Genomic DNA, 20,307 nt, shown 5'->3' on the forward strand with positions numbered 1-20,307 from the left:
AATTGCGCACCTGAGAACCTCGAGATTCCGGGTCTGGTGCTCCGGGCCGCTTTGCGGTCCCGTTCGCACCAGCCCGGAATGACAGTCGAAGGAGATGCACGCCATGACCGACCTTTTCGCTCCCATCAAACCGGGCGCGATGACGTTGGAAGCGCACTCGCCGGGTCTTGTATTTCGATCGCTCGTGATCGGCCTCACCGCCTTCCTGACGGTCGTCGACCTGTTCGCGACGCAGGCGATCCTGCCCTCGTTGACGCGGCACTATGGCGTCACACCCGCGGCAATGGGCTTCGCCGTCAACGCCAGCACGTTCGGCATGGCCGCCGCGAGCCTCGTCGTCGGCTTCTTTAGCCCGCATATCGATCGCCGGACCGGCATCCTGCTCAGCCTGATGCTGCTTGCGATCCCTACCAGCCTGCTGGCGTCCGCGCCAAACCTTGCCGTCTTCACCGCCTTGCGGGTCGCGCAGGGCCTCTGCATGGCCTCCGCCTTTGCGCTCACTCTTGCCCATCTCGGCGAGCAATGCAGTGCCACGGACGCCGGAAGTGCGTTTGCCGCCTACATCACCGGCAATGTCGCCAGCAACCTTGTCGGCCGGCTGATCTCGGCGGCCGTGGCCGATAGCCTCGGTCTCGCCTGGAATTTCTATTTCTTCGCGGCGCTCAATCTGGCCGGCGCGGTGCTGGTCCATTTCACCATCCAGCACATGCGGCCGATGCACGCGATGATGCCGGCGGCTTCGCCCCTTTCCGCCACCCTCGCGCTTTGGCGCAATCCGCAACTGCGCGCCGCCTTCGGCATCGGTTTCTGCATCCTGTTCGCCTTCATCGGCACCTTCACCTACGTCAACTTCGTGCTGGTGCGGCCGCCGCTGTCGCTGGGCATGATGGATCTCGGCCTCGTCTATTTCGTCTTCCTGCCGTCTGTCGTCACCACGCTTCTGGCCGGCAAGGTGGCCGCGCGGCTGGGAACGCGGCCGACGATCTGGGGCGCGCTCGCCGTTGCCGGGTTAGGCCTGCCATTGATGCTGGCGCCGCATCTCGGCGAAGTCCTCGTCGGCATGGTCCTGGTCGGAGTCGGCACATTCTTCGCGCAGGCCGCCGCGACTGGCTTCGTCGGACAGGCCGCAGCCGACAATCGCGGCATCGCCAGCGGGGCTTATCTTGCATGTTATTTCTGCGGCGGGCTGGTCGGTACGGCCGTGCTCGGCCGCCTGTTCGACGCTTTCGGATGGCAGGCGTGCGTATTCGGCGTGGGCGCGGCACTCGCGACCGCAGCCCTACTTACATTCGCCCTCAAACGCTAGCGCTTGACTGGAGCTTCCTGCGACGGCTCGTCGTCGGCGATGGCGCGCCAGGCGGCGCCGTCGAGATCGTCGTACTGGCCGCTCCTAAGCGACCAGAGGAAAGCGACGAGACCGGCACCTCCGAGCATGAGCGCCAGCGGGACCAGGATGACCAGGATCTCCATCACACGATCTCCCGCGAGGCGCTGCGGGCGCGCAGCGAGTTCAGCATCACCAGGATCGACGACCCGCTCATGGCGGCAGCCGCAATCAGTGGCGTCACGACGCCGCTGATCGCAACCGGCACCGCCAGGACGTTGTAGCCGATCGCAAGCCAGAGGTTCTGCCGCATCAAATGCAGCGCCTTGCGCGACGCGTCGATGGCGGCAACCACCGGGGCCAGCGGCCGGCCGAGAAAGACGAGATCGGCAGTGGCCTGGCTGAGATGCGCGGCCGAGATCGGCGACATCGAGACATGGGCCGCCGCGAGCGAGGGCGCGTCGTTCATGCCGTCGCCGACCATCAGCACTTTGGTGCCGCGCCGTTTCAGTTCCTCGATCCGCGCGATCTTGTCGGCAGGCGTGACGCCGGCGCGCCATTCGGGAACGCCGAGCGCGTGCGCCGCCGCCTTCACCGCCGGCTCGCGGTCGCCGGACAGGATCTCGATGCCGATGTTTCGCGCCTGCAGCGCCGCGATCACGGCCTGTGCATCCGGACGCAGGCCCTGGCGGACGGAAAGGATGAATTTTGCGGTGCCCTTGCTGAAAGCCACGATGGAGGCTTCGGGATCGAGCGTGGCGCCGCCGACCAGCGCCTCGGCACCGCAGAAGGACGGTCGCCCAAGGCGAAGCTCGACGCCGTCGACGGTCGCGCGGACACCCTGCCCGGCCTCCTCCACCGCGCCGACGATCGGAGACTTCGCAGCGGCAGCCTGAGCGACGGCGGCTGCGACCGGATGATGGCTCGACAGCGCGAGCCGGCCGGCGAGCTCGAAAATATCGGCGGGGATGTCGGCGGCATTCATGACTTCGAGCTCGGGCAGCGTCAGCGTCCCGGTCTTGTCGAAGATGACATGGTGGGCTTCGGCCAGCCGCTCGATCGCATCACCCGCATTGAGCAGCACACCCGCCCTAAACATCGCGCCCGAGGCCACCGTCTGCACGGTCGGGATCGCGAGCCCGAGCGCGCAGGGACAGGTGATGATCAGCACGGCGACGCCGGTCACGATCGCATCATGCCAGCTCGCGCCGGCGATGACCCAGCCGAGGATAGTCAGAAGCGCGGTCGCGTGCACCACCGGCGCGTAGAGCCGCGAGGCACGGTCGGCGAGGCGCATGTAACGCGAGCGCGCCTGGAGCGCGTTGTCGAGCAGCCGCGTGATCTCGGCGAGCAGCGTCGCCTCGGACGCGGCCGAGACTCGCACCCGCAGCGTGCCGGAGATGTTCATCGAGCCCGCATAGACCGGCGTGCCCCGCTCCGCCGTGACATAGAGCGTCTCGCCGGTGATCAGGCTCTGGTCGATCTCGGAACGCCCCTCGATCACGGTGCCGTCCACCGCACAGCGCTCGCCGGGCCTGAGCAGCACGATGTCGCCCGGATTGATCGCGGCCACCGGCACCTGCGAGATCTCGTCGGGACCCACGAACTTCGCAGCCGTCTCCGCCTTCAGCGCCGCGAGATTGCCGGCGACCGCGCGGGTCCGCCGCCGCATGTTCTGGTCGAGGAAACGGCCGACCAAGAGGAAGGTCAGCAGCATGATCGCGGCGTCGAAATAGGCATGCTCGGCGTGATGGATGGTCTCGACCACGGACATGCCGAGCGCCAGGATCACGCCGATCGAGATCGGCACGTCCATGTTGGTGGTCTTCGCCGACAGCGCGCGCCAGGCCGAGCGGAAGAACGGCTGGCCGGCATAGGCCGCCGCGGGCAAGGCGATCAGCGCCGACAGCCAGTGGAAGAAATCGCGCTGCTCGGGCAGCATGTCGGAGACGTTGCCCGACCACACCGGGATCGACAGCATCATCACGTTCATGGTGGCGAATGCCGCAACCCCGAGGCACCGCAGCAGGAACCGCGATTCGGCGACCTCGGCCACCTCCGCGCTCTCGGTCTCGAACGGATAGGCCTTGTAGCCGAGCTCCTCGAGCCGATCGATGAATCGGCCGGGGTCGAGCGTGCCCGCTTTCCATTCCAGCGCGACGCGGCGGTCGGTGAGGTTGACACGCGCCAGCGTGACATCGGGAATGGCGGACAGCCCGCGCTCGATCTTCGCCATGCAACCGGCGCAGTGAACGCCCTCGACCGCGAGATCGATATGCCGGAGGCCCTCGCCCGCATCGCGAACATAGTGAGAGAAATCGCGCGTGACCTGCATGACAAAATCCTTCAGTTCAGGATCACGCGGTTGCGCGACAGGAACACGCGGGTCCCCCGCGCCTCGCCCTCGATCACCAGGTCCCATTGCCCCGGCGCGACGGACGCCGCATTGCCGCGATAGAGACCGATGCCGGCTTCGGTGAGCTCGACGGCGAGATCGGCGCGCTTGTCGGTCGGCCGCTCCAGCCGGCCGCCGAACCTCAGCCCGGAGATCGGCTGGCCGCCGGCATCGCGGGCCTCGACCTGGACCGAGGCGCCGCCGTCGTTTCGGCGCTCGATATGGGCGTTGACCTTCCATTTGCGCGCGGCCTGGTCCTGCGCTGCCGAGATCTCGCGGTCATAGACGAGGCCCGCGGCATAGGGGCTGTCGACATCGGTGCCGGGCAGCGTCGCGATCGCGAGCTTCATCATGGTCGCGTTGACGCCGATCACGAGGCCGAAGAAAGCGACCAGCATCAGGAAGACCTTGGTTCCGGTCAGCGGCTTGGATGACATGATGGTCTCCTGGATTTACGGCGCGACGAAATTGTCGGTGGCGCTCGCGGCGATACCCAGTCCGATATCCATGACGTGGAAGCGGACCGGAATCGACTTCTCTGGATTGTTTTCGGCCGGTGCGGTGACGAGCAGCCGTAGCTCGCTGGTGGAGTCGCGCGGAATCACGATGATCGGCCGATCCGGCGTCACCGAATCGACGCCGACGACGTGCATCGTGGGATTGACCGGCCCCTCCACGTCGATGGCGATGGCGCGGTCGTACCCGCTCTTGTTCAGCAGCCGGACCGTGTAGGCGTTGCGGATCGAGCCGTCGCTGAGCTTGACCGCGACCGGGTTGCGGTCATGCAGCACGTTGACGTCGAGCAGGCTGCGCGTCGCCAGCGTATAGATCATGAAGCCGCCGACCGCCGCGATGATCGCGCTGTAGACGATGGTGCGGGCGCGGACGATCCGGTAGATCGGCGCCTTGCCTTCCTGGCGGCGATGGATGTTGATGTCGTTGTCGTAGCCGATCAGTCGCTTGGGCCGGCCGATCTTGGTCATCACGTTGTCGCAGGCATCGATGCAGAGGCCGCACTGGATGCATTCCATCTGCGGTCCGTTGCGGATGTCGATGCCGGTCGGGCATACCGCGACGCACTGGTAGCAATCGACGCAATCGCCGACCTGCTGGCCGAGCGCGCGCAGCTCGGCGGCCTTCTTCACTGACGTGCGCTTCTCGCCGCGGTCGTAGCGGTAGGTGACGTTGAGCGCCCATTCGTCGGTCAGCGCCGCCTGGATCCGCGGCCACGGACACATATAGGTGCAGACCTGCTCGCGCATGTAGCCGGCGAGCAGATAGGTCGTCGTAGTGAGGATGCCGATCCAGACATAGGCGATCATAGGCGCCTGGAAGGTGACGAGCTCCTTCACCAGGGTCGGGGCGTCGTTGAAGTAGAGCACCCAGGCGCCGCCGGTCCACCAAGCGATCATGAGCCAGATCGAATGCTTGAGCACGATCTCGGAGATGCGCTCGAGCTTCATCGGGTCGGCCGACGCATCCTTTTTCATCCGCTCGCGCCGGTCGCCCTCGATCAGGCGCTCGACGGCATAGAACAGGTCGGTCCAGACGGTCTGCGGACAGAGATAGCCGCACCAGATGCGGCCGCCGATGGAGTTCATCAAGAACAGCGCCACTGCGGCGACGATCAAGAGGCCGGTGAAGTAGTAGACTTCCTGCGGCCACAGCTCGATGAAGAAGAAGTAGAAGCGGCTGTTGGGCAGATCGATCAGCACCGCCTGGCTGGGCGCGCCGAGGCCGCGATTCCAGCGCACGAAGGGCAGCAAATAGTAGACGCCGAGGCAGATCGCCATCAGAGCCCACTTGGTCCGGCGGAACGTACCGGAGACGCTCTGGGGGTAGACCTTCTTACGGGCCGCGTACAGCGGCCCGACATCGTCGGCTGGCTTGAGATCGTTCGGGTTGACGGTCTTGTTCATCGCGGGATCTTCTCGATAGGTGCGATTGAACCTAGACCCGGCGCCGGCAGGTCCCTTGATCCAACGCAAACGGGGGCGCTTTTCTTCGCCCCCGCCGGAAGTCGTCGGTCGTGGATCGGCCTATTTGCCGCCGCCGAGCGAGTGGACGTAGACCGCCATCGCCTTGATGGTGGCGGGATCGAGCCGTCCTTCCCAGGCCGGCATCACGCCGGCGCGGCCCTGGCTGATGGTCTCGATCAGGCTCGCCTCGTCGGAGCCGTAGAGCCAGATCTTGTCGGTCAGATCAGGTGCGCCCATCTCCTGGTTGCCCTTGCCGGCGTCGCCATGGCAGGCGACGCAATTCTCCGCAAAGATCTTCTGGCCCCTGGCGGGATCAAATCCGTTGCGGGTGGAAAGGCCCGACAGCGACCGCACGTAATTGGCGACCGTGACGATCTCGTCGCTCTTCAGCACGCCGTCCTTGCCGAAGGCGAGCATCTGGCCCTCATGCGTCTTGGCATGGCCCGAACGCGCGCCGAACTGGATGGTCTGCATGATCTGGTCGAGCGTGCCGCCCCACAGCCACTCGTCATCGTTCAGGTTCGGATAGCCCTTGGCACCGGCGGCACCGGAGCCGTGGCACGGCGCGCAATTGTCACCGAACACGGTCTTGCCCTTGGCGCGGGCGAGCGCCAGCAGAGCCGGGTCCTTCTCGATGTCGGCGAGCGAGGCCGCGCCCAGCGCCGCCATCTTGTCACCGCGGATCTTCTCGAGATTGGCGAGCTCGACCGCGACGTCGGCGCGCGAGGAGTAGCCGAACATGCCCGTGGTGTTGCTGGAGATCAGCGGCCAGGCCGGATAGACGATCCAGTAGCCGATCGACCAGACGATGGTGAGGTAGAAGCAGATGACCCACCAGCGCGGCAGCGGTGTGTTGAGCTCCTTGATCCCGTCCCACTCGTGTCCGGTCGTGGACTTGCCGGAGACGGAATCGATGTCGCTAGAATGATCGGTCATGGTTCTCTACTCCTCCCGCAACGGCAGGTGCGCTGCTTTGTCGAACACAGCCTTGTTACGGGGCCAGAATGCGTAGGCGATGATCGCGAGAAAGATCGCGACGAACACCGGGGTCCAGATCGTCGTCACGAGATCGGACGCAAGATTATGGACGGTCAGGATGGCTTTCATCGTTGATGCCTTCTCAGCGAAGATTGGCTTTCTCGTTGTAGATCTTGAAGTCGACCAGCGTGCCGAGCATCTGCAGGTACGCGACGAGCGCGTCCATCTCCGTCGGCGTGCCGGTCTTGCCGTCGAAATTGCGCACCACCGCCTTGGCATAGCGCTTGGTGAAGGCGTCGGTGCCGGCATTGTCCGGATCGGCCTGGGCCTTCAGGTCGGCGGCGGCATTGGCGATCTGCTCGTCGCTATAGGGTACCCCGACGGTGCTGAGCGTGCGCATGTCGCCCGCGATCGCATCCGGATCGACCTCGGTCTTGCTGAGGAACGGATAGCCCGGCATCACCGATTGCGGCACGATGGCGCGCGGGTTGGTGAGATGGGTGACGTGCCAGTCGTCGGAATATTTGGCGCCGACGCGCGCAAGATCCGGACCGGTGCGCTTGGAGCCCCACTGGAACGGGTGATCGTACATGCTCTCGGCGGCGAGCGAGAAGTGGCCGTAGCGCTCGACCTCGTCGCGCAAGGGCCGGACCATCTGCGAATGGCAGAGATAACAGCCCTCGCGGACGTAGACGTTGCGTCCGGCGAGTTCCAGCGGCGTGTAGGGCCTGACGCCGTCGACCTTCTCGATCGTGCTCTTGAGGTAGAACAGCGGGGTGATCTCGACGAGACCGCCGATCGCGATTACCAGCAGGATGCCGACGATCAGAATGATCGAGTTCTTTTCGAAGATTTGGTGGCGTGTCCAGAACGACATTGCTTGAGCTCCTCACTCCGCCGGCTGAAGAGCGACGGGCATCTGGACTTCCTGTTCGCCGACGCGAACCGTCATCCAGAGATTGTAGGCCATGATCAGCGAGCCGATCAGGAACAGGCCGCCGCCGGCGGCGCGGATGATGTAGAAGGGGTGCATCGCCTCGACGGTCTCGATGAAGGAATATTCGAGGAAGCCGAGCGAGGTGTAGGCGCGCCACATCAGGCCCTGGAGGATGCCGGACACCCACATCGCCGAGATGTAGAGAACGATGCCGAGCGTGGCGATCCAGAAGTGCCAGTTGACGAGCTTCAGGCTGTAGAGGCCCTTGCGATTCCAGGCCCACGGCACCAGGCAATAGAGCGCGCCGAAGGAGACGAAGCCGACCCAGCCGAGCGCGCCGGAGTGGACGTGGCCGATGGTCCAGTCGGTGTAATGGCTGAGCGAGTTGACCACCTTGATCGACATCATCGGGCCCTCGAAGGTCGACATGCCGTAAAAGGCGACGGAGACCACGAGCATGCGCAGCACGGGATCGGTGCGCAGCTTGTCCCAGGCGCCCGACAGCGTCATCAGGCCGTTGATCATGCCGCCCCAGGAGGGCATCCACAGCATGATCGAGAAGGTCATGCCCAGCGTCTGCGTCCAGTCCGGCAGCGCCGTGTAGTGCAGATGGTGGGGACCCGCCCAGATGTAGAGGAAGATCAGCGCCCAGAAGTGGATGATCGAGAGCCGGTAGGAATAGATCGGCCGCTCGGCACGCTTCGGGATGAAGTAGTACATGATGGCGAGGAAGCCGGCGGTCAGGAAGAAGCCGACCGCGTTATGGCCGTACCACCACTGGAACATGGCGTCCTGGATGCCGCCCCAGGCGATGTAGGACTTCGAGCCGAACACCGAGACGGGGAGCGCGGGATTGTTGCCGAGATGCAGGACCGCGATCGTCACGATGAAGGCGAGGTAGAACCAGTTCGCGACGAAGATGTGCGGCTCCTTGCGCTTGAAGATGGTGGCAAGGAAGACGAGCAGATAGACGACCCAGACGATGGTCAGCCACAAATCGGCGTACCATTCCGGCTCGGCATATTCCTTCGACTGGGTGACGCCGAGCAGATAGCCGGTGCCCGCGATCAGAATGAAGAAGTTGTAGCCCACCACGACGAACCACGGCGCGAGGTCGCCGGCAAGGCGCGCGCGGCAGGACTTCTGCACCACGTAGAAGGAGGTGGCGATCAACACGTTGCCGCCGAAGGCGAAGATCACGGCGGAGGTGTGCAGCGGCCGCAGGCGGCCGAAGCTGGTCCAGGGCAGATCGAAATTCAGCGCGGGCCAGGCCAGCTGCGAGGCGATGATGAGGCCGACGAGAAATCCGGCAATGCCCCAGAACATCGCCATGAAGGCGGAGAACTTGATCGGCCCCATGTTGTAGTTCGGGCGGCCGTTGAGCTCCGCCGGCGGCAACGCCGCCGGCCGCTCGAAATAGCGGTTGACGATGACGAACACCGCAATCACGCTCGCCGCCGCGCTGAGCGCGGCGTGGAAGGCGAAGGGCGCATCGAGCGCCTTGGCCGAGGCGATCACGCAGAGGAAAGCGGTGACTGCGAACACGACAGCCAGGCCGCTTTCACCGATGGTCATGGATTTGGAGATGGAGGGCTGGCTCATGCGGATTCTCTCTGAAAGAACACGCTGCCAGAAACCACATTCACCCTCGCGGGGAATTGATTGAAATCAAGATGGATGGATTTCTGTTAATGTGAGGCGGCTGTCAGTTGATGCGCCCCCTCCCCTTGCGGGAGAGGGCAGCAACCTCCGTGAAATCACGGAGGTTGGAACCGCAGGATCCAGAGCTTCGCGTCAGTTCCGCGCCGTCGCCTTGAGCGCCGCGATGACGTCCTCACGGGCAATGATGCCGACCAGCTTCTGTGCACCGTCGAGCACGATGATGCTCCTGATGCGGTGCTCGGCCATGATCTGGAGCACGCGAGTGAGCCGCGTGTCGGGGCTGACATAGATGAACTCGGGCGTCATGACGTCGCCGACCTTGCGGCTCATCAGGTCATCGTAGCGCGGCAACATCTGGCTCGGCGTGAAGGCAAAGCACTTCAGGATGTCGAATTTGGTGACGATGCCGACCACTTGCCCGTCGTCTTCGACCGGATAGCTGTTGAAATCGTCGGTCTCGAACATCTCGCTGAGCTGGAACAAGTCGAGGCTACGCTGCACCGTTTTGACGTTGCGCGTCATGTAGCCGTCGACGGTCTGTTCAAGAAATCTGTACACGGCGCGTCCTCCTCGATTCCATATTGACGGGCCGGCGCTCAGTGCGACAGCAGCACGCTGCGAGCGGTTTGCGTGACCAGATACTGGGTGACGCCTCCCAGGATCAGCTCGCGAAATCTCGAATGACCATAGGCACCCGCGACGATCAGGCCGGCGCCGACGTCGCCGGCGACTTTCTCCAACTGCGCAGCGGGGGGTTCGTTTCCCGCGGCTTTCGAGACGCGTGCGGTCGCGGTGACGCCGTGACGGCCGAGCCAGGCGGCAACGTCGGTGACGCCGGTCATCACCGCCGAACGGTCGTCGCCCTGCTCTGGAATTTCGACAATGGTGACGTCCCTCGCCTTGCGCAGCATCGGCAGCGCGTCGACCACCGCCCGCCGCGCCTCCGGCGTGTCCTTCCACGCCACCAGCACGTTGCGCAAGTCCAGCCAATTGGCCCGGTCGGGGACGACGAGAAGCGGACGGCCGGCCTGCATCACCAGGTCCTTCGGGCTCGCGCGCGAGAAAGCGTCGGAGAAGGCCGGGCTTTGCCCTCCGCTGACGACGATGTCGGCGCAACGCGCCTGCGCCAGGACGAATCGTGCCGGAAAATCCATGGCGCTGCGCCACTCCACATGTCCGCCGCGATTCTTCACGGCCGCGCGGAATTGTGCTTCCAGGCCGGCCAGCCGCCGTTTGACCGAAGCTTCGCCCTCATCGATCAGCGCTTGCGCCTCGGTGCCGTCGGTGAAATAGAGCGGCGGCACGAACTGCGCCGCGGCGACCCCGACGATGGCGGCCTCGAAGCATTCGGCGAGCTCCCCCGCGACCTGAAGACGCGCCTCGTTGGGCTGATCGAGCGCCAAGCTGACCATGACGGTCGCGTATGTCATAAGGTATCTCCAGCATCACCATTTTTTTTGAATGCTAAACCTGCTGCCGCGCGGCAGGCTGAGATAGATCAAAGCAAGCGCTTCTGGCTCGCTCGCCGTTCAGTGGGAAATCCGCCAGTGAATTCAACGTCCGCGCTTGCCTCCAAGCGAGCCTTGGGCGAAATTGCGGGAGCGGTAAAGGCATCCTGCCCGCCCGCCCAGGATAGGAGCAGAGCTTGGCGCCGACCCGCGAGACCCATCCGGCTGACGATGGCCGGGGCGATCATTTCCGGGTCCGCATCGAGGGATTCGGGGTCGGAACCTGGGATCTTGATCTGCAGACGCGCGAACTTGAATGGTCGGACACGGCCAAGCGGCTGTTCGGCCTCGAGCGGGATCAGGCCGTCAGCTACGATCTCTTTCTTTCGCTGCTGGAGCCGAGCGATCGCGACCACCTCCTGAAGGCGATCGGGCGCACCTCGGAAGGCGGCGGGGGACTTGACCTGTCCTTCAAGGTCGGCGGCGCTTCCGGGAGCGGTCAATGGATCCGGGCCAGAGCCGGTGTGATCCGGGACGATACGGGCACGCCGCGTCACCTCAGCGGGATATTTCTCGATATCAACGAGGAAAAGCAGCTCGAGGAGAATCTGCGCTCCCAGGAGAATCATCTTCGCTCGATTCTCGAGACGGTGCCTGACGCCATGATCGTCATCGATTCACGCGGCATCATGCAGCTCTTCAGCAGCGCCGCGGAGCGGCTGTTCGGCTACAGCAGGCAGGAAGCCATTGGCCGGAACGTGAGCATTCTCATGCCGGAGCCGGATCAGTCGCGTCATGACGGCTATCTCGCGCGCTATCTCAGGACGAACGATCCGCACATCATCGGCATCGGCCGGATCGTGACGGGCAAACGCCGCGACGGCACGACTTTTCCGATGCACCTGTCCGTCGGACAGACGCAACGCGCGGGCGAGCCTTATTTCACCGGCTTCGTGCGCGATCTCACCGAGCATCAGCAGACTCAGGCGCGGCTCCAGGAGTTGCAATCCGAGCTCGTGCACGTGTCGCGGTTGACAGCGATGGGGGAAATGGCTTCCGCGCTCGCCCACGAGCTCAACCAGCCGCTGGCGGCGATCAGCAATTACATGAAGGGATCGCGGCGCCTCCTCGCCGGCAGCAGCGATCCCAACATGCCGAAGGTCGAAAGCGCGCTGGATCGGGCCGCGGAGCAGGCATTGCGCGCCGGTCAGATCATCCGCCGCCTGCGCGACTTCGTCTCCCGCGGCGAATCGGAGAAGCGGGTCGAGAGCCTGTCCAAGCTGATCGAGGAAGCCGGCGCGCTCGGGCTCGCCGGCGCGCGCGAGCAGAACGTGCAGCTCCGCTTCAGCCTCGATCCTGACGCCGATCTCGTCCTCGCCGACCGGGTGCAGATTCAGCAGGTGCTGGTCAACCTGTTCCGCAACGCGCTCGAAGCGATGGCGCAGTCGCCGCAGCGCGAGCTCGTCGTCGCCAACACGCGTGTCGGCGACGGCATGATCGAGGTGGAGGTTTCCGACACCGGCATCGGCTTCCGGGAAGACGTCATTCCAAATCTGTTCCAGACCTTCTTCACCACCAAGGACACTGGCATGGGCGTGGGACTGTCCATCAGCCGCTCGATCATCGAGGCTCACGGCGGCCGCATGTGGGCCGAAAGCAACGCGGCGGGCGGAGCGACATTCCGTTTCACCTTGCCGGCAACCGACGAGAGCTGATTCATGACGACCAAGGGAAATGTCTACGTCATCGACGACGACGCAGCGATGCGGGACTCGCTGAGTTTCCTGCTGGATTCCGCCGGCTTCGCCGTCACCCTGTTCGACGACGCGCTCGCCTTCCTCGAAGCCCTGCCCAGCCTTAAGTTCGGCTGCGTCGTCTCCGACGTGCGCATGCCCGGCCTCGACGGGATCGAGCTGCTGAAGCGGATGAAGGCGCAGCAAAGCCCGTTCCCGATCCTGATCATGACCGGTCACGGCGACGTGCCGCTCGCGGTCGAGGCGATGAAGCTCGGGGCAGTCGATTTCCTGGAAAAGCCGTTCGATGACGACCGTCTCACCGCCATGATCGATTCGGCGATCCGCCAGGCCGAGCCCGCCGCCAAGAGCGAGGCCGTCGCGCAGGACATCGCCGCCCGCGTCGCATCCTTGAGTCCCAGGGAGCGCCAGGTCATGGAAGGGCTGATCGCGGGCCTCTCCAACAAGCTCATCGCCCGCGAATACGACATCAGCCCGCGGACCATCGAGGTCTACCGGGCCAACGTGATGACCAAGATGCAGGCGAGCAGCCTCTCGGAACTGGTCCGGCTGGCGATGCGCGCGGGCATGCTCAACGATTGAGGCAAGTCAAGGCGTCTTCCCGGCGCCATGCTAATCGGACAGCATGATCGAGGTCAGCTCACATCGTGTGCGCCCGTCGTCGTCCCCCGCACAACCCACCGTCTTTGTGGTCGACGATGATGCCGCCGTCCTGGGATCCCTGCGGTTCCTGCTGGAGACCGACGGCTTCGCCGTGCGGACCTTCAGGAGCGGCACGGCGCTGCTCAATGTCAGCGGCGCGCCTGCGCCGGACTGCTACGTCATCGACTACAAGATGCCGGACATCAATGGCATCGAGCTGGCCGGCCGCCTGCGCCAATCCGACCGCGACGCGCCTGTGATCCTGATCACCGGCTATCCCGACGAGCATATCTCCGCCCGGGCTGCGACGGCGGGCATCAAAGACGTGGTTTTGAAGCCGCTTCTCGACGAAAACCTGGTCAAGTGCATCCGCCACGCCACCCAGGACCGCCCCCGCGCCTGACCTACGGGATTCTACGTAAGGCACCCCCCTTAAGATATCTCGCGAAATTTTCGAAGCACCCGATACCGCGTACTAAATCGCCATCACAACGGAGATGGCGCAGATGCTGACCCAGACAATCAACAACAAGGCGATCAACACCCAAATCGGTGGCAAGATAGCCCCTGCCCACCCCGTTAGCGACCAGTTCGGCGCGATCACGGGCCATGTCGGCCTGGTCGCCACCGAGTTCTCCTACGGCAAGGACGAGGAGATCTATGGCGAGGACGAGGCGGCCGAATATGTCTATCAGGTCGTCACCGGCGCGGTGCGCAGTTACAAGCTTCTCTCCGACGGTCGCCGTCAGATCGGCGCCTTCCATCTCCCCGGCGACGTGTTCGGTCTCGAATCCGGTCCCACTCACCGCCTCGCCGCAGAAGCCATCATCGACACCACCGTGCGCCTCGTGAAGCGCGCCAGCCTCGAGAAGGCCGCCGGCACCGACGTGCAGGTTGCCCGCAAGCTCTGGGCGATGACCGCCGGCGAGCTTCGCCATGCCGAGGACCACATGCTGCTGCTGGGCCGCAAGACCGCGATGGAGCGTGTTGCGACCTTCCTGCTCGAAATGGACCGCCGCCTCGCCGTTGCCGGCATGATGGCGCTGCCGATGTGCCGCCGCGACATCGGCGACTATCTCGGCCTCACCCTCGAAACCGTGTCGCGCGCGCTGTCGCAGCTTCACGCCCAGGGCATTCTCGGCTTCTCCGGCGCCCGCCAGATCGTGCTGCGCAACCGCCAGCGCCTGCACAATCTCGACGCCTGATCTTCCTCCTCCCTATCGACTTGGCCGGCCGAACCCGTTTCGGCCGGCTTTTTCTTTGCCGCGGTCATACCGTGCGCCGGGTTTCCGGCATCATCAGCAGGATCAGAAGGAGCCCCGTTGCGGCAACGCCGGACAGCCCGATGAACGCCGTGGCGTTGCCGAACTTGTCGCTGACATAGCCGCCGAGCACCGTGCTCAGCGACGCGCCGATGCCCGTTGCGGTGCCGACGATCCCTTGCGCCAGATTGAAATGGCCGCTGCCGAAGGCGACGTCGGCGACGATCAGCGGGATCATCACCGCGAATACCGCCGCGGTAATGCCATCAAACACTTGCACGAGCACCAGGAGATACGGATCGCGCACCGTCGCAAACAAGAGGCCGCGAATCGCCAGCGCGCCGAATCCGATCAGCAGCAGCGGCCGCCGGCCCCAGAGCTGCGCTTTGCGCCCGACCGTCGGCGACAGCAGCGCCACGATCGCTTGCGGGACGACGATGCAGAAGGCGACCAGCACTGTCGCCCACTGGCTGGACCGCGCCGTCACCGCGCTCGCCATCAGCGGCATCATCGCGGCGTTCGCGAGCTGCAACAGCAGCACGCTGAGCGCGAAGACGATGAGCGGACGCTGCCGGATCAGGTGCCAGACATTGGTATCGCCGCGGTCGGCGGCTTCGGGCGGCATCTCACCATGGCAGCGCCTGATGTCGACCTCCTCCTCGCGGATGCGCGACAGCGCGATCAGGGTCGGGATCGCGAGCAGGAAGGTGACCAGGAACACCGAGCGGCTCGACAGGAGATAGCCCGCCGTGCCCATCACGGCCGCCGCGACGCCGTTGCCCAGCGAAGCGAAGCGCGCGTTGCGGCCGAGCCGCTCGCCGATCGCGAGCGGACCGACGAGACCGAGGCTGATCGCCGCAATCGCGGGCCCGAGCACGCAACTCGCCATCGCATGCAGCGTGGCGGCAGTGACCACGACGGGGAAGATCGGCATCGCGGCATAAGCCAGCGCACAGGCGCCGATGGTCGCAATCGCGAGGGCGGCGACGAGACGCTCCGATTTCGCGGCATCGATGATCGCGCCGCCGGGCATCTGGCCGATCAGGGCGACGATGCCGCCGATCGACAGCACGAGGCCGATCTCGACCTGGGTCCATTTCTGCGTCGTCAGATAGACCGCGATGAAGGGACCGAATCCGGTCTGCACGTCGGCGAGGAAGAAGATGAACCAGTCGAGGCCGCGCAGGCTCTGGCGCGACGGCGCCGGAATGCCTGCAGCAGCGACCTTGTCCTGCTCGACGCGGCCGCCGCGATCTGCATGGTTCGGCTTCCTCGACAACAGCACGGGCGGTCAGCCCTCCCTGCACCTCACTGGATCGCTCGCAGCGGCTGAAGGCTGCCGGACGCGCCGAGCACGACGATCGGCGTATCTTCCTTGTATTCCGGCGCGGCCGCGACCTGCGCCTTGGTCAATTCCAACGTGATGCTGTCCTTCTTGTTGGCGATCTTGCCGAAGCGCAGCGCGTTCCAGTCCACCACGATCTTGCGGCTGCCGACGCCGAGGAAACCGCCGAAATCGATCGCCGCGGCGCGGACATGACCGGTCCGATCGACGATGACGTCGACGATGCGGCCCATGTCCTCGCCGGCGGCGCTGCGAACGTCGCGGCCGAGCACGCCGTGAGCCTCGCTCGCGCCGATGATGGTCACCGAGGGTGGCGGCGCGGCGTCCTTGGGCGTCACCGGAACGGTCGAGGCCGGCGGCTGTGCCGTCGGCGGCGCATTCGCTTCATTCTGGCCTGCGGGCTGATCCTCCGCGGCGCGCGACGGTGCGATGGCCACCGCGATCGCCACACCCAGGATCAACGCTCCGATCGCACGCATGACACCCTCCTCACGACGCGCCGTTAGCGCGCCAGAACGATCGAGACCTGGATCTGGCCGCGTGTGCGCACTACCTCGAGCGCCACGTCGTCGCCGTGCCGGCTGACGCGAAGATCGACGCTGGACTGGCCCAGGCGCAGATCGCGCAGGATCACCTCGTTGAGGAACGCCGGCAGATGCGGGTTGCGCAGGCGAATCTCGCCCCGCGCCACGTCGAACTCGAGGCCGAGCGCCGCCTCCAGCAACGTGAACGGCGTCGCGCTGGCCCAGGCCTGCGGCGCGCAGGCGACCGGATAGAGCGTCGGGCCGCGCCGCTTCTCGCGGCGGAAGCCGCAGAACAATTCGGGCAGCCGGCGCAGATCCATGTAGGTCGCGGCATCGAACAGCCCCTTGAAGACGTGCGCCACCGAGTGCTTGAGGCCGTAGCGCGCGAGCCCGAGCGCGATCAGCGCATTGTCGTGCGGCCAGACCGACCCGTCATGATAGGACATCGGGTTGTAGCGCACCTCGCCTTGCGCGACGGTGCGGATGCCCCAGCCCGAGAAGAAATGCGGCCGCAGCAGATCGGCAGCGACGAGGCGCGCGCGGTCCTCGCGGATCATGCCGCTGAACAGGACCTGACCGGCATTCGAGGTCCTGACCTTGCAGGGCCGCTTCTTGCCGTCGAGCGCGAGCGCATAGGTGCCGAGCTCCTCGCACCAGAACGCCTTCTCGAAGCGCTCGGCGAGCGCCCTGGCTTCGGCCTCGAGCTTGCGCACGCGATCCGGCTTGCCGAGCCGCAGCGCGCAACGCGCGGCGAGCTGCTTGGCGGCAAAGACGTAGCCCTGGACCTCCGCGAGCGCGATATTGCCCTCTGCAAGCTGGCCGTCGGCATGGAAGATCGCGTCGTAGGAATCCTTCCAGCCCTGGTTGGCCAGCCCCTTCTCGGTCGCGCGCTGGTATTCGACGAAGCCGTCCTGGTCGGGGTCGCCGGGACCGTCGATCCAGGCCAGCGCCGCCTCGATCGCCGGCCACAGCTCGATCAACGTGGCTTCGTCGCCGGTGCGCTCGAAATAGCTTCCCGCCAGCAGCACGAACAGCGCGGTCGAATCGACGCTGCCGTAGTAGTGCGCGAACGGCACCTCCCCGAGCGCCGCCATCTCGCCGCCGCGCATCTCGTGCAGGATCTTTCCGGGCGCGGCGTCCGCGAACGGATCGATCGCCGTGGCCTGGAAATGCGCGAGCCGGCGCAAGACGCCTTTGGCGACGCGCGGATCGACCCAGAGCATCTGGAGCGCGGTGATGAGCCCGTCGCGCCCGAACGTCGTCGAATACCAGGGGATGCCGGCATAGGGATAACGCCCCTGCGGCGTCTCGGTCATCAGCATGTTGAGGTCGGCCATGGCCTGGCACAGCACCTCGTTGAAGATATTGTTGGAGGTCTCGATGCTGGCAGCGCCTACCGCCTGATGTCGCATCTCGCGGCGGTGCGCCAGCAGACCCGGGAAGAACCGCACCGGCTTTTCAGTCACCGGCCGGTTGCAGGACACCGCCACGAAAAGCGATTTGGTCTGGTGCGGCTCCAGGTCGAGCTCCCAGGTCGCGGCATTGGCCGAGAGCCGCGTCGGACGCGGATCGAAATGCAGTCCGGTGGTCCGTTCGGCGTCATCGAGGCCGCGATATTCGAACAGGACGTCGGTCGACCCGAGCAGCCGGCTCGTTCCGATCCCGCGGCGCGGTCGCCGCTCGCCGCGAACCTCGAACAAATCGGCGAAGTCATTGCCGAATAGCAGCGTCAGGTCGAAGCTGCTGCGCCGGTCGCCATGGTTCTGTACCCCGATGCGCTGATAGGCCGTGCCGCGCCACAGGAAGATCGTGCGCACGATGTGCAGCAGGTCCTTTTGCAGAACGAGGCTGCCCTGCCGGTAGATGTCCGGATTGGTGAGGTCGACGGTCAAGGCCGAATTGTCGTCGCGCAGGTTCGAGCCGAGCAGCAGTGGCTGGAGATCATCGAGCACGAGCTCGAGCCGCGCGAGATAGCGCGTATCGTGATGAAACAGGCCATCCGGCCCGCCGGCGGACGCGCCGATGTCGCCATGGCTGTCGAGCACGATGAAAGTGTCGTCGTGCTTCAGTGAACGCCGCGGCCGCGCCGACGGCCCGGTCATCGGAATGTAAAAAGGTTGTTCCGCGACCTGCTCCGAGGTCCGCGTCACGGAGGCGAATTGGGTTACGGCTTCAGCCGACATGAGCTGCTCCCCTGCGCTTGTTTCGAAACGCAACCGACTCGAGAACGCGACCGTTGGTTTACGCGGCAGCTTGCGCGAGCCGGCTCATTTCCTGCGTGATCAGCTCGCGATACGGCCCATGGCCCTGCATCAGACGCTCGGGCGAGCCGTCCTCGATGATCTTACCATTCCTCAGCACCACCACGCGGTCGAAATTGCGCAGCGTCGCGAGCCGATGCGCGATCGCGACCACGGTGCGGCCGCGCATCAGGCGCGACAGCGCCTCGCGGATCGCCTCCTCGGACTCGCTGTCGAGCGCGGCAGTCGCCTCGTCCAGCAGCAGGATCGGCGCATCCTTCAGGAAGGCGCGCGCGATGGCGATGCGCTGGCGCTGGCCGCCGGACATCTTGACGCCGCGGTCGCCGACCATGGTGTCGAGACCGTCAGGCAGACTCTCGACGAAGTCGCAGCGCGCCGCGATCGCCGCGCGCAGCACCTCGTCGTCGGTCGCGTTCGGCCGACCATAGCGGATGTTCTCGCGAATCGAGCGATGAAACAAGGAAATGTCCTGCGGCACGACGGAAATCGCCTCGCGCAGGCTCAGCTGCGTCACCTTCGAGATGTCCTGGCCGTCGATGGTGATACTGCCATCGTCGACGTCGTAGAAGCGCTGGAGCAGCGTGAACAGCGTCGATTTGCCGCCGCCGGACTGCCCGACCAGTCCGACACGCTGGCCGGGCTGGAGGCGCAGGCTGAACCGCTCGAAGATCTTCTCGCCGCCGGGTATAGCCGAAGGTGACGTTGTTGTATGCGATCGCGGCGCCGCTCTTCACCAGCGGCTCGGCCTCGGGGTGATCGCGCAGCTCGTGCGGCACCAGCAGCGTGGCGATCGCCTCGGTCAGCCGTGCGACGTGCTGGGTGACGTCGACCAGCGCCACTGCGAGATCGCGCGTGGCGCTCAGGATGGAGATGCCAAGCGTACAGACCAGTACGACGTCACCGGTCGTCGCCTCGCCCTTCTGCCAGAGCGAGATCGCCCAGGCCATCAGCGCAATCGTCAAAAGCACGGTTATAGCGGCATGCAACAGCCGCAGCTTTTCCAGATAACGCAGGCTGCGGCTTCGCGCGGTCAGCTCCTGGTTCACCGTCGCGTCGAACCGCTCATGCTCGTGGCTGATCCCGCAGAAGGCGCGCACCAGCGGCATGTTGCTGATGACGTCGATCATTTCGCCGTCGACCACCGCCGCCTTGTCGGCGAAATCGTCATGCAGCGGCTTGCCGGCGGCTGCCAGACGAAACATCGCAACCACCATGCCGCCGGCGATCACGATCAGCCCGAGCGCCATGTAAGGACTGACGGTTCCAATCAAGGCAATTGCCGCAACTGTGGCTATGCAGGGCGGCAACACGTTCCAGACAAACATGTTTTCGACGGTGAACACCGCGTTCGACGTCGCCGTGATACGGCTCGTCAGCATGCCGGGCATCCGGTCCGAGAAGTAGCTCGGCGCATGTCCGGTCAGATGACGAAATATGTCACGGCGTAAATCACCCGTGACACGAACGAAGGTGAAGCTCGCCGTCCAGCTCGCAATCCGCCACAGGAAGTTGTCGGCCGCGATCAGCGACATGAGTAAAATGAATGCCAGCCATACGCTACCACCATATGATGGTCCGGCGGACAGGCTGTCGACCAGAGATTTGACGCCATACTGGGTGCCCACGGAGCAGGCAACGGCCGCCACGACCGCGGTCAGGATCAGCAAATGCGACGCGAGACGACGCCGAAGATAGCGCAAGACAAAGGCAAATGGCCTGCGCGCGTATCCAGAAAGCTGATCCATATGGCTATCGCCCCGTTATGTTGATTTTCGTTTTCGTCACTGGTCGAGTGA

General features: G+C 65.1%; 18 protein-coding genes and 1 pseudogene. 5 read left to right on the top strand and 14 right to left on the bottom strand.

The annotated features are described in order from the left end of the window. Positions 1–103: 103 nt before the first annotated feature. Positions 104–1,306 (top strand): MFS transporter, encoded by a 1,203-nt coding sequence (locus ACVIIV_RS33335; protein ID WP_456747971.1) that lies wholly within the window; start codon positions 104–106, stop codon positions 1,304–1,306. Here the strand turns inward: ACVIIV_RS33335 and ccoS are convergent. The 10 genes from ccoS to ACVIIV_RS33385 form a co-directional block, all read right to left on the bottom strand. Continuing rightward, entirely contained in the window at positions 1,303–1,470 is a 168-nt protein-coding gene (ccoS, locus tag ACVIIV_RS33340; RefSeq protein ID WP_456747972.1) for a cbb3-type cytochrome oxidase assembly protein CcoS, read from the bottom strand. The two genes, ACVIIV_RS33335 and ccoS, sit on opposite strands and share 4 nt — an antisense overlap. Beyond that, entirely contained in the window at positions 1,470–3,659 is a 2,190-nt protein-coding gene (locus ACVIIV_RS33345) for a cation-translocating P-type ATPase (RefSeq protein ID WP_456747973.1), read from the bottom strand. Before ACVIIV_RS33345 ends, ccoS begins: the two co-directional genes overlap by 1 nt. 11 nt (positions 3,660–3,670) lie before the next feature. After that, positions 3,671–4,156 (bottom strand): FixH family protein, encoded by a 486-nt coding sequence (locus tag ACVIIV_RS33350; RefSeq protein ID WP_456747974.1) that lies wholly within the window; start codon positions 4,154–4,156, stop codon positions 3,671–3,673. Positions 4,157–4,171: 15 nt separating this feature from the next. Beyond that, on the bottom strand, positions 4,172–5,638 hold the full coding sequence (gene ccoG / locus ACVIIV_RS33355) for a cytochrome c oxidase accessory protein CcoG (RefSeq protein ID WP_456747975.1): 1,467 nt from the start codon (positions 5,636–5,638) through the stop codon (positions 4,172–4,174). Positions 5,639–5,758: 120 nt separating this feature from the next. Then, positions 5,759–6,634 (bottom strand): cytochrome-c oxidase, cbb3-type subunit III, encoded by an 876-nt coding sequence (gene ccoP, locus ACVIIV_RS33360; RefSeq protein ID WP_456747976.1) that lies wholly within the window; start codon positions 6,632–6,634, stop codon positions 5,759–5,761. A gap of 6 nt (positions 6,635–6,640) precedes the next feature. Beyond that, complete coding sequence (locus ACVIIV_RS33365; RefSeq protein WP_028135114.1) at positions 6,641–6,805, bottom strand: cbb3-type cytochrome oxidase subunit 3; 165 nt, start codon at positions 6,803–6,805, stop codon at positions 6,641–6,643. A 13-nt stretch (positions 6,806–6,818) separates the two neighbouring features. Beyond that, positions 6,819–7,553 (bottom strand): cytochrome-c oxidase, cbb3-type subunit II, encoded by a 735-nt coding sequence (gene ccoO, locus ACVIIV_RS33370; protein WP_456747977.1) that lies wholly within the window; start codon positions 7,551–7,553, stop codon positions 6,819–6,821. A gap of 12 nt (positions 7,554–7,565) precedes the next feature. After that, complete coding sequence (ccoN, locus tag ACVIIV_RS33375) at positions 7,566–9,215, bottom strand: cytochrome-c oxidase, cbb3-type subunit I (protein ID WP_456747978.1); 1,650 nt, start codon at positions 9,213–9,215, stop codon at positions 7,566–7,568. Between the two features lie 192 nt (positions 9,216–9,407). Further along, a complete protein-coding gene (locus ACVIIV_RS33380) occupies positions 9,408–9,833 on the bottom strand; it encodes a CBS domain-containing protein (protein ID WP_456747979.1) in 426 nt (141 codons plus the stop codon). Positions 9,834–9,871: 38 nt separating this feature from the next. Further along, the gene (locus ACVIIV_RS33385) at positions 9,872–10,705 is read right to left on the bottom strand and encodes a universal stress protein (protein ID WP_456747980.1); all 834 of its coding nucleotides are present in this window, start codon (positions 10,703–10,705) and stop codon (positions 9,872–9,874) included. Between the two features lie 215 nt (positions 10,706–10,920). On the opposite strand from ACVIIV_RS33385, the gene fixL reads away from it, so the two are divergent. From fixL to ACVIIV_RS33405, 4 genes are all read left to right on the top strand, one after another. Further along, a complete protein-coding gene (gene fixL / locus ACVIIV_RS33390; RefSeq protein ID WP_456747981.1) occupies positions 10,921–12,438 on the top strand; it encodes a sensor protein FixL in 1,518 nt (505 codons plus the stop codon). Positions 12,439–12,441: 3 nt separating this feature from the next. Next, positions 12,442–13,059, top strand: a complete 618-nt coding sequence (fixJ, locus tag ACVIIV_RS33395; RefSeq protein WP_456747982.1) for a response regulator FixJ — start codon at positions 12,442–12,444, stop codon at positions 13,057–13,059. A gap of 43 nt (positions 13,060–13,102) precedes the next feature. Next, positions 13,103–13,522 (top strand): response regulator transcription factor, encoded by a 420-nt coding sequence (locus ACVIIV_RS33400; RefSeq protein WP_456747983.1) that lies wholly within the window; start codon positions 13,103–13,105, stop codon positions 13,520–13,522. A 103-nt stretch (positions 13,523–13,625) separates the two neighbouring features. Continuing rightward, positions 13,626–14,324, top strand: coding sequence for a helix-turn-helix domain-containing protein (locus ACVIIV_RS33405; RefSeq protein ID WP_456747984.1), 699 nt, complete (start codon positions 13,626–13,628; stop codon positions 14,322–14,324). A 64-nt stretch (positions 14,325–14,388) separates the two neighbouring features. Here ACVIIV_RS33405 and ACVIIV_RS33410 read toward each other — a convergent pair whose 3' ends face one another. The 4 genes and pseudogenes from ACVIIV_RS33410 to ACVIIV_RS33425 form a co-directional block, all read right to left on the bottom strand. After that, positions 14,389–15,666: an MFS transporter gene (locus ACVIIV_RS33410; RefSeq protein ID WP_456747985.1), complete on the bottom strand. Its 1,278-nt coding sequence runs from the start codon at positions 15,664–15,666 to the stop codon at positions 14,389–14,391. Positions 15,667–15,689: 23 nt separating this feature from the next. After that, complete coding sequence (locus tag ACVIIV_RS33415; protein WP_456747986.1) at positions 15,690–16,205, bottom strand: PRC-barrel domain-containing protein; 516 nt, start codon at positions 16,203–16,205, stop codon at positions 15,690–15,692. 23 nt (positions 16,206–16,228) lie between these two features. Further along, a complete protein-coding gene (locus ACVIIV_RS33420) occupies positions 16,229–18,433 on the bottom strand; it encodes an amylo-alpha-1,6-glucosidase (RefSeq protein ID WP_456747987.1) in 2,205 nt (734 codons plus the stop codon). Between the two features lie 58 nt (positions 18,434–18,491). Beyond that, positions 18,492–20,256: pseudogene (locus ACVIIV_RS33425) on the bottom strand (ABC transporter ATP-binding protein). Positions 20,257–20,307: the final 51 nt, after the last annotated feature.

It is taken from the genome of Bradyrhizobium sp. USDA 4354, from assembly GCF_054060315.1.